The sequence below is a fragment of the Consotaella aegiceratis genome, assembly GCF_036541425.1.
Classification (GTDB): domain Bacteria; phylum Pseudomonadota; class Alphaproteobacteria; order Rhizobiales; family Rhizobiaceae; genus Consotaella; species Consotaella aegiceratis.
In genome coordinates, this window is sequence record NZ_JAZHFT010000083.1 from 1 (window position 1) to 7,941 (window position 7,941).

Annotated in this window: 9 protein-coding genes; all 9 read left to right on the forward strand. The window is 63.6% G+C overall.

Annotated features, from left to right (window positions below; all coding sequences use genetic code 11):
- The coding region (locus tag SMD10_RS24455; protein WP_331688347.1) for a type VI immunity family protein at positions 1 to 581 on the forward strand (581 nt) is incomplete at its 5' end.
- A gap of 107 nt (positions 582 to 688) precedes the next feature.
- Positions 689 to 1,570, forward strand: coding sequence for a type VI immunity family protein (locus SMD10_RS24460; RefSeq protein ID WP_331688348.1), 882 nt, complete (start codon positions 689 to 691; stop codon positions 1,568 to 1,570).
- Positions 1,571 to 1,572: 2 nt separating this feature from the next.
- Positions 1,573 to 2,019 (forward strand): hypothetical protein, encoded by a 447-nt coding sequence (locus SMD10_RS24465; RefSeq protein ID WP_331688349.1) that lies wholly within the window; start codon positions 1,573 to 1,575, stop codon positions 2,017 to 2,019.
- A 331-nt stretch (positions 2,020 to 2,350) separates the two neighbouring features.
- On the forward strand, positions 2,351 to 3,028 hold the full coding sequence (locus SMD10_RS24470; protein WP_331688350.1) for a hypothetical protein: 678 nt from the start codon (positions 2,351 to 2,353) through the stop codon (positions 3,026 to 3,028).
- 89 nt (positions 3,029 to 3,117) lie between these two features.
- Positions 3,118 to 4,200 (forward strand): hypothetical protein, encoded by a 1,083-nt coding sequence (locus SMD10_RS24475; RefSeq protein WP_331688351.1) that lies wholly within the window; start codon positions 3,118 to 3,120, stop codon positions 4,198 to 4,200.
- Complete coding sequence (locus SMD10_RS24480) at positions 4,197 to 4,697, forward strand: hypothetical protein (protein ID WP_331688352.1); 501 nt, start codon at positions 4,197 to 4,199, stop codon at positions 4,695 to 4,697. Before SMD10_RS24475 ends, SMD10_RS24480 begins: the two co-directional genes overlap by 4 nt.
- A gap of 389 nt (positions 4,698 to 5,086) precedes the next feature.
- Positions 5,087 to 5,446, forward strand: a complete 360-nt coding sequence (locus SMD10_RS24485; protein WP_331688353.1) for a transposase — start codon at positions 5,087 to 5,089, stop codon at positions 5,444 to 5,446.
- A complete protein-coding gene (gene tnpB / locus SMD10_RS24490) occupies positions 5,443 to 5,787 on the forward strand; it encodes an IS66 family insertion sequence element accessory protein TnpB (RefSeq protein WP_331688354.1) in 345 nt (114 codons plus the stop codon). Before SMD10_RS24485 ends, tnpB begins: the two co-directional genes overlap by 4 nt.
- Before the next feature lie 72 nt (positions 5,788 to 5,859).
- Complete coding sequence (tnpC, locus tag SMD10_RS24495) at positions 5,860 to 7,485, forward strand: IS66 family transposase (RefSeq protein WP_331688355.1); 1,626 nt, start codon at positions 5,860 to 5,862, stop codon at positions 7,483 to 7,485.
- Positions 7,486 to 7,941 lie beyond the last annotated feature (456 nt).

Here is a 7,941-nt window from a genome sequence, read left to right on the forward strand (position 1 = left end):
TATCCGGCTTGAAGGCGCACTTTCCGCCGAGCTTCGTGTTCGACGATCCCGACCGTTTCGTGCAACTCGTTCGCAGCTGGAGCGAGCGGCTGGGCGCGATCCACGGTTCGGCAGGACTGGGCGCTTTATCGGTGCCGGGCTCGGAGACCATGAAGGACGCCTACTACTACCCCTGGCTGATGCACTATCCCGCGCTGGAATACGACGCCATGGGCGACTACTGGAGCGAGGTCCGTCACGGGGGATATCGGCAGCCGCGCTCGTCGAACTGGCTGACGGCGCTCGGCGACGACAACGTCGCGGCACTGGGCGGAGCGTCAGCGGTCAAGGCGCAGTTGACAGAGGAGATGACGCTGTCGGTCTATGATGGCGGTGTGCTGATCCGGGCGAGCCAACTGCCGGCTCTAGGCGATCCGGCGACCGGCGGCATTCCTGAAGGCTATCGCACGGCCGCCCGGATCATCAAGCCGATCCGCTTCGAGGGCTACCAATTCAGTGTCATCAAGCTACCGCGGCATCTCAACACCGGACGAGAGGGCCGACTGGCGGAAACGCTGAGCTGGATCCGACGCTTTGACTGACGATGGATTTCCCGCAAGATCTGAAGCTCGACCCGGCGGACATCGAGGCGCGGGGCGTCCTGCGCGACGAGTCGATCCACAAGATCCGCTCGCGGGTCGGGGTGCTGATGTCGCTCTACTTCCTGGAAGGCTGGCGCCAGGACAAGCGCAGGGGCCTGCTTGATTGCCTGTCGGACTATCTCGGCTTCTTTGCCGAGAATGTTACCCACTTCCAAACGTTACAAAAGCGAGGCTATCGCCGCTGGAGCAAGGACGGGCTGCCGGAACCTTATCGGAAAATGGATAGTATTGGCTCGGAAGAAGATTTTTACTTCAGCATGATTGAGGATAACCCAGAGGAGAGCGACGATCCCTCACTGTGGCGCATTTCCACTTTTGGCTTCTCCCGCAATGACAAGAACAGGCCGCTATCCGGCTTGAAGGCGCACTTTCCGCCGAGCTTCGTGTTCGACGATCCCGACCGTTTCGTGCAACTCGTTCGCAGCTGGAGCGAGCGGCTGGGCGCGATCCACGGTTCGGCAGGACTGGGCGCTTTATCGGTGCCGGGCTCGGAGACCATGAAGGACGCCTACTACTACCCCTGGCTGATGCACTATCCCGCGCTGGAATACGACGCCATGGGCGACTACTGGAGCGAGGTCCGTCACGGGGGATATCGGCAGCCGCGCTCGTCGAACTGGCTGACGGCGCTCGGCGACGACAACGTCGCGGCACTGGGCGGAGCGTCAGCGGTCAAGGCGCAGTTGACAGAGGAGATGACGCTGTCGGTCTATGATGGCGGTGTGCTGATCCGGGCGAGCCAACTGCCGGCTCTAGGCGATCCGGCGACCGGCGGCATTCCTGAAGGCTATCGCACGGCCGCCCGGATCATCAAGCCGATCCGCTTCGAGGGCTACCAATTCAGTGTCATCAAGCTACCGCGGCATCTCAACACCGGACGAGAGGGCCGACTGGCGGAAACGCTGAGCTGGATCCGACGCTTTGACTGACGATGGATTTCCCGCAAGATCTGAAGCTCGACCCGGCGGACATCGAGGCGCGGGGCGTCCTGCGCGACGAGTCGATCCACAAGATCCGCTCGCGGGTCGGGGTGCTGATGTCGCTCTACTTCCTGGAAGGCTGGCGCCAGGACAAGCGCAAGGGCCTGCTCGACTGCCTGTTGGACTATCTCGGCTTCTTTGCCGAGAATGTCACGCATTTTCAAGCGGAGGAACGCGGCTATCGCCGCTGGAGCAAGGACGGGCTGCCGAAACCTTATCGGGGCTTGGATCAGATCCGCGACGATGAAGAATTCTGGTACGCCATGAAGAGCCACGAGGCTGAGGAGAGCGACGATCCCTCGCTGTGGCGCATCTTCGCGTTCGGCTTTGCTCGTACGAATAAAAACAGGCCGTTATCCGGCCTGAAAACGCACTTTCCAAAAAATGACAGAAAATAAAGTTCCAGTCCAATTGGGTAACGGGTGCGCGGTCGCAGACGATCTGCTTTTCGTCGCTGGGTTCCCCGATGCACTGAATGACGATGTACAATACACGCGTCTGTTTCACCTTGTCGCAGGCCCTGATCCGCGCTGGGGCCATGAGGATTGGCCCGGGGAAGATGTCGTCTCGCTGTGCTTGAGGCGAGCACGACCAGACGTCGCAAGAGCCGGTTGCGCTCTCAGCGACGAAGGCCATGTCAAGATTACCAACTCCGCTGGGGAAACGATTGAAAGGGTCCCGGGTGCGGGGCTGCGGGATCTCTCCCCTGGCGAGCCGATCCTTGGCAAGATGCGTGACATCGCGGAAGTCGGTGAGACACTGTTCTGCTGCGGCTATGGCGGGCAAATCTACCGGCGTGACGCAACAGGCTGGCGTGACGTCGCGCCAGCCTTGAGAGGGTCGGGTTTCGATACGGCCAGCCCGAGCCAAAGCGGAGAGGACTCGGGCGTCCTCTCCTTATACCGCAGCTTGCGGCAGACGGTTAATCTGGAAGCGATCGATGGCAGCGGTCAAAACGACGTCTATAGTTGCGGCCTGGCGGGCCAGATCTACCATTCGTCAGGGCGGGCTTGGCATTCCGTTCCGTCGCCAACCGACGAGAACCTTCTTGATTTGCATTGTGTGAGCTCAGAAGAGATCATCATTTCGGGATACAATGAGACGTTGCTGCGCGGAAACGCGCGACAAGGTTTCTCCGTGCTTCATGGCCCGGGCAATCCGATCCAGTTCTACTCCGTCAGACAATTTCAGGGCGACATCTACGTCGGCACCACGCAAGGGTTGAGGCGTTTCAACGGAACGGGCTTCGACGTCGTTCGCGATGGCCGCGCTGCGATTGATGAAACGACGGTCATCCAGCAAATCGACAGCGTGAGCGACAACTATCTTTGGATCATCGGAGACCGTCACGTCTACCGCTTCGACGGGCAGAAGGTCGAGCGCTTCTTGCACCCCGACAACGTTTGAATCTGTGGTTGGCTGAAGCTTGGGAAATCGCATATCGGGTTGAAGAAAGGCACCAGCATGACGCGGCACTAAGGGGAGCTTTGAGCGCGATGCAACTGACCTTCACCTCGTGCGAGGCCGTGTCCTGGGACGTCTTCTACGTCCGCGGCAGCCGGGACGACGCCGATCCCTTCGCGCCGTTCTCCCGCGTTCTGCAATATGCCAAGGGCAGGCAGCGCGGCGGCTACGACTGGGCCTACAACGACTATCCCTTCGCCTCCGGCGACATGACGCTGTTCCGCTGGGACAAGATCGATGCCCGCATTCTGACGGTTCTGGGCGAGCCGGGCCTCGTCGCCTCGCCAGACCCGGAGTTTGCCGAGGAACGAATGGTCGACCCCGCCTTCGCATGGCAAAAGGGGTTGCGCCTCGGGCGCATGACCGCCCTGCGGCAAATCGACGGTGATCTCTACACCGTCGGCGAGGGCGGTCAGAACTATCGCCGGGCGGACGGTGCCTGGCCGCCGCTCGACCGGGCCTTCTTCCGGCCGGAGATCGATCCGGACTGGGACAAGGAGTTTTTTCCGCCGGGCTTCGTAGAAAATGGAAGAGGAGGTCAGATCGAATACCTTCTTGAGCACCCCGACATCATGGCGCGGCATACCGAACGTATGATGGAGGTCTACCGTGACGACCTGATCTACGGGATCAACGGTCCGAGCGCGGAGGAGATCTATATCTGCGGCAAGGACGGGCTGTTGGCGGTGCGCACCGACGAGGCGGGTTTCCGGCGTCCGCCGCAGTTGACGGACAATCGCCTGCTCGATATCGCCGTGCTCGACGCGGAGCGGATCGTCGTCTGCGGCGAGGAGGGCGAACTCTTCGTCGGTAACCATCGTGACGGCTTCCGCCCGGCGGCGACCAACGGTCAAGGCCAGATTTTTCGGCGCATGGCGCTGTTCGGCGGCAGGCTCTATCTGGCGGCCGGGTCGGCGGATGGCCTTCCCGGCGGCCTTTTCGTGCTCGACGGGCGGCGTCTGAAGCAGGTGGAAACCGGCCTCGACCCGGAGATCGGCGGCCTTACCTGGCTGAGCGCGACGGACGAGATGCTGCTGGCCGTCGGCCACAAGGAGATCGTGCGCTTCGACGGCACGCGCTGGGACCGGATCGACTATCCGGGCAATCAGCCATGACAGTGACGGCGATGGCGGGTCTGGGCGACGAGCTTTACGAGCGGATCAACGGCACCGGCATGGGAGCCTGGCTGGCGGACCTGTTTCAACGGCTCGGTCTGCCGTTTCCCGCCGCCTCGCTCGCGCCGCAGGCCCGCCACGTCACCGGCCGCTCGACGGGCTTCGTCCTGACGATAGGCCGCACCGCGGCGCAGGAGAGCGACTGGCGCGACGCGCTGATTCTGGAGCGGGCGGAGGGAGACGCGACGGCGCCGATGCCGCACGGACTCGACCCGGCAACCGAGACCCTGGACAGCGCGAAGCGCAAGCTGACGGACACGATTGCCGGGGGCTCGGCCGCCGAGATCGCGGCGGGCGACCGCCGCGTCTCGTTCTTCATGAACGGCGGGCGCGTGATGGAACTGCGCTTCAGGGCCGGCATGAAGGGCTTCGACCGCATCCTCCTCGCCCGCCTCGGCGCCCCGGTCGACTGGCGCCGCCAGGTTCTCGGACCGTAGGGCGAGACGGAGTACCGGCCGGGTGGCGCGGCCGAGACGGCTCATACCTTCCGCTACGACGCGCTCGGCAACGTCAAGGAGATGTTCGACGCGCGCGGCGCCCTGTCAGCAAACGAATTTGGTTATAGCTCTGTAATGACGGCGGCGCTCCTCCGCTACCACCAATTTCCTCAAGAAAATCAGATGTTTAACGGTGGCGCTTGCGCCCTTAATGTCTGATTTCATGTCGCATCATGTTGCAACTGAGTTCCCTTGATTTTCAGGGTAAGCGCGAAGCCGGGACCACGTGGCGGGGGTGATGGCGGGCGGGTAGAGACATAGGGGCTGGCCGATAGGCGCCGGTGTCAGTTTCTATGTCTGCGACTATGCCTGGCGATAGAAGTTTCCATATGATCGAGGCCGTGCCGGATCGGCTGGACGGGGCGCCGCAGAGTTCCCGGCGGCGCTGGTCGGTGGCGTTCAAGGCGCGCCTGGTGGCCGAGACGTTGGAGCCGGATGCGAACGTGTCGGCGATCGCCCGGCGTGCCGGCATTCTTCCCTCGCAACTGTTCGGTTGGCGTCGCGAGGCGCTTCGCAATGGCACGGTAGCGCCGCTCGCTGCTGCCGATGCTCCTCGTTTTGTGGAAGTCGCGGCTGTTGCAGCGCCGGCAGTGGTGGAGATCGTCATCGGCGGCCTCATCGTGCGGGCCGGTGCTGATGTCACCGAAGAGCACCTGCGGCGGGCGATCCGAGCGGTGCACTCAGCATGATCCCGAGCGGGGCGAAGGTGTTCCTGGCCAGCCATCCCATCGACTTCCGCAAGGGACCGGATGGGCTGATGGCGCTGGTGCGCGATGCCGGCGCCGATCCGTTCAGCGGAGCGCTCTACGTGTTTCGAGCCAAGCGGGCCGACAGGATCAAGATCGTCTGGTTCGACGGCACGGGGGTCTGTCTGTATTCGAAACGGCTTGAGAAGAACGTCTTTTGCTGGCCGCGGATCGGCCACGCCCGGGTTCAGCTCAACCAGGCGCAACTGCTGGCCCTGGTCGACGGGTTGGACTGGAAGAAGGTCCGTCCGGTGTCGGTGAAGCGGCCGCAGTCGGCAGGATGAGCCCCCTGCGGCAGAGTGAATCGAGGCCGTAAAAGAGCAGGCAATCCAGGCGGTTCTGTGCTTTGGTCGGTCATGACCCCGGCTGCGGCAAAGCTTCCCGACGACGTCGATGCGCTGAAGGCGATGATCCTCGCCCTGGCGCAGAAGACCGCGGCTGCCGATGCCGAGATCGCTGCATTGAAGGCGCTCAACGCCCGTGCCGATGAGCGCATTGCGCGGCTGACCTCGATCCTCAAGATGCTGGATCGGGCCCGCTACGGCAAACGCTCGGAGAAGCTGAAGCATGATCCCCTCGACGAGGATCAGCAGGCTTTTGTCTTCGACGAGATCGAGACGGGCCTTTCCGCCATCAAGGCCGAACTCGACAAGGCGAAGGGCAAGGCGGCAGGCCCCCGCCCGGCGCGGCCACGCAAGGGCTTTGCCGCCCATCTGGAGCGGATCGAGGTGGTGATCGAGCCTGAGGACCCGCCCGGCTGCGAGGAGCTTGAGAAGGTCAGGATCGGCGAGGACGTCTGCGAGCGCCTCGATGTCGTGCCCGCCAAGTTCCAGGTGATCGTCACCCGCCGGCCCAAATACGCCTGGCGCGGCCGCGACGGCGTCGTCCAGGCTCCGGCGCCGGCCCATCTGATCGAGGCCGGCATTCCCACCGAAGCGCTGCTCGCCCATATCGCCGTCGCCAAATATGCCGACGGGCTGCCGCTCTATCGCCAGGAGGCCATCTATGCCCGCGACGGCGTGGATCTCGACCGCTCGCTGACGGCACAGTGGATGGGGCGCGTCGGCTTCGAACTGGAGCCGCTGGCCGATGCCATTCTCGCCCACATCAAGCAGGGCGAACGGATCTTTGCGGACGAGACCACATTGCCCACCCTGGCCCCCGGATCGGGCAAGGTGAAGACGGCCTGGCTGTGGGCCTATGCCAGGGATGACTCGCCGTTCGGCGGCAGCGGCCCGCCGATGGTCGCCTACCGGTTCGAGGACAGCCGCGGCGGCGATTGCGTCGCCCGGCATCTCGCCGGCTATCGCGGTATCCTGCAAGTCGACGGCGGAGCCTGCCCTCGGGCTGGCCAAAGGCCAGACCCGGGGGGCGCCTACAATCGTCTGGCCAAGGCCGAACGCGCCGACGGCGCCGTCACGCTCGCCGGCTGCTGGAGCCATGTGCGCCGCAGGTTCTTCGAACTCCATGCCAGCGAAAGTTCGCCTTTCGCCACCCGGACGGTCGAGGCGATGGCGCCGCTCTGGCAGGTCGAGGCGGAGATCCGCGGCCACGATCCCGACCGGCGCCGCGCCGCACGCCAGGAACGCTCCGCCGCGATCGTGCGCGAACTCTTCGCCGCCTGGGAGCGTGAACTGCCGCGCCTGTCCGGCAAGTCGAAGCTCGCCGAGGCGATCCGCTATGCCCTTCATCGCCGGGCGGTCCTGCAGCGCTTCCTCGACGACGGGCGCATCGAAATCGACTCCAACATCGTCGAGCGGACGATCCGGCCCCAGGCCATCACCCGCAAGAACGCGCTCTTCGCCGGCTCCGATGGCGGCGGCTGTACCTGGGCAACCATCGCCACCGTCCTGACCACGGCGAAACTCAATGCCGTCGATCCCTTCGCCTGGCTCAAGCTCACCCTCGAGCGTCTCGCCGCCGGATGGCCCAACCGTGACATCGACGCCCTCATGCCCTGGAACCATCACGTTCCCGCCTGAACGGCCTCGCCTTCGCGCTTACTTTTCAGGGGTTTCCTGGGACCATCGGCAGATACGCGCGACATGGGATGCGACATGAAGCGCCAGCTTTGCGTCGCGGACGTCCTAAAGCCGGCGATGTCCGACGCGGACTAAGAGCCGGCGACCGGCTGAGTCCGCTGCGGGTGGTCGCACCAGCAGCGCGTCAAGGCCGCCACTCTGCTCTTCACCTCTAGATATAGGTCCCACGGCCACATTGAGAGTCTACGTCAAGTTGCATGTACCTTAGCTTGCATCAAAATTGATGATCAGCCAGACAAGTTGTCTAAGTGTCTGATCCGAAATTGAGGTGAGTGGTATCAGTGGGTTAGCTTGACAGCCTCGCCGGCCGTTGATTCAGGGGTTTTGCCAAAAACTACCTTGGATCAACGATGTGGACCGATACCACTCGCGCACAGCATGCGCGCACCAGCCTGG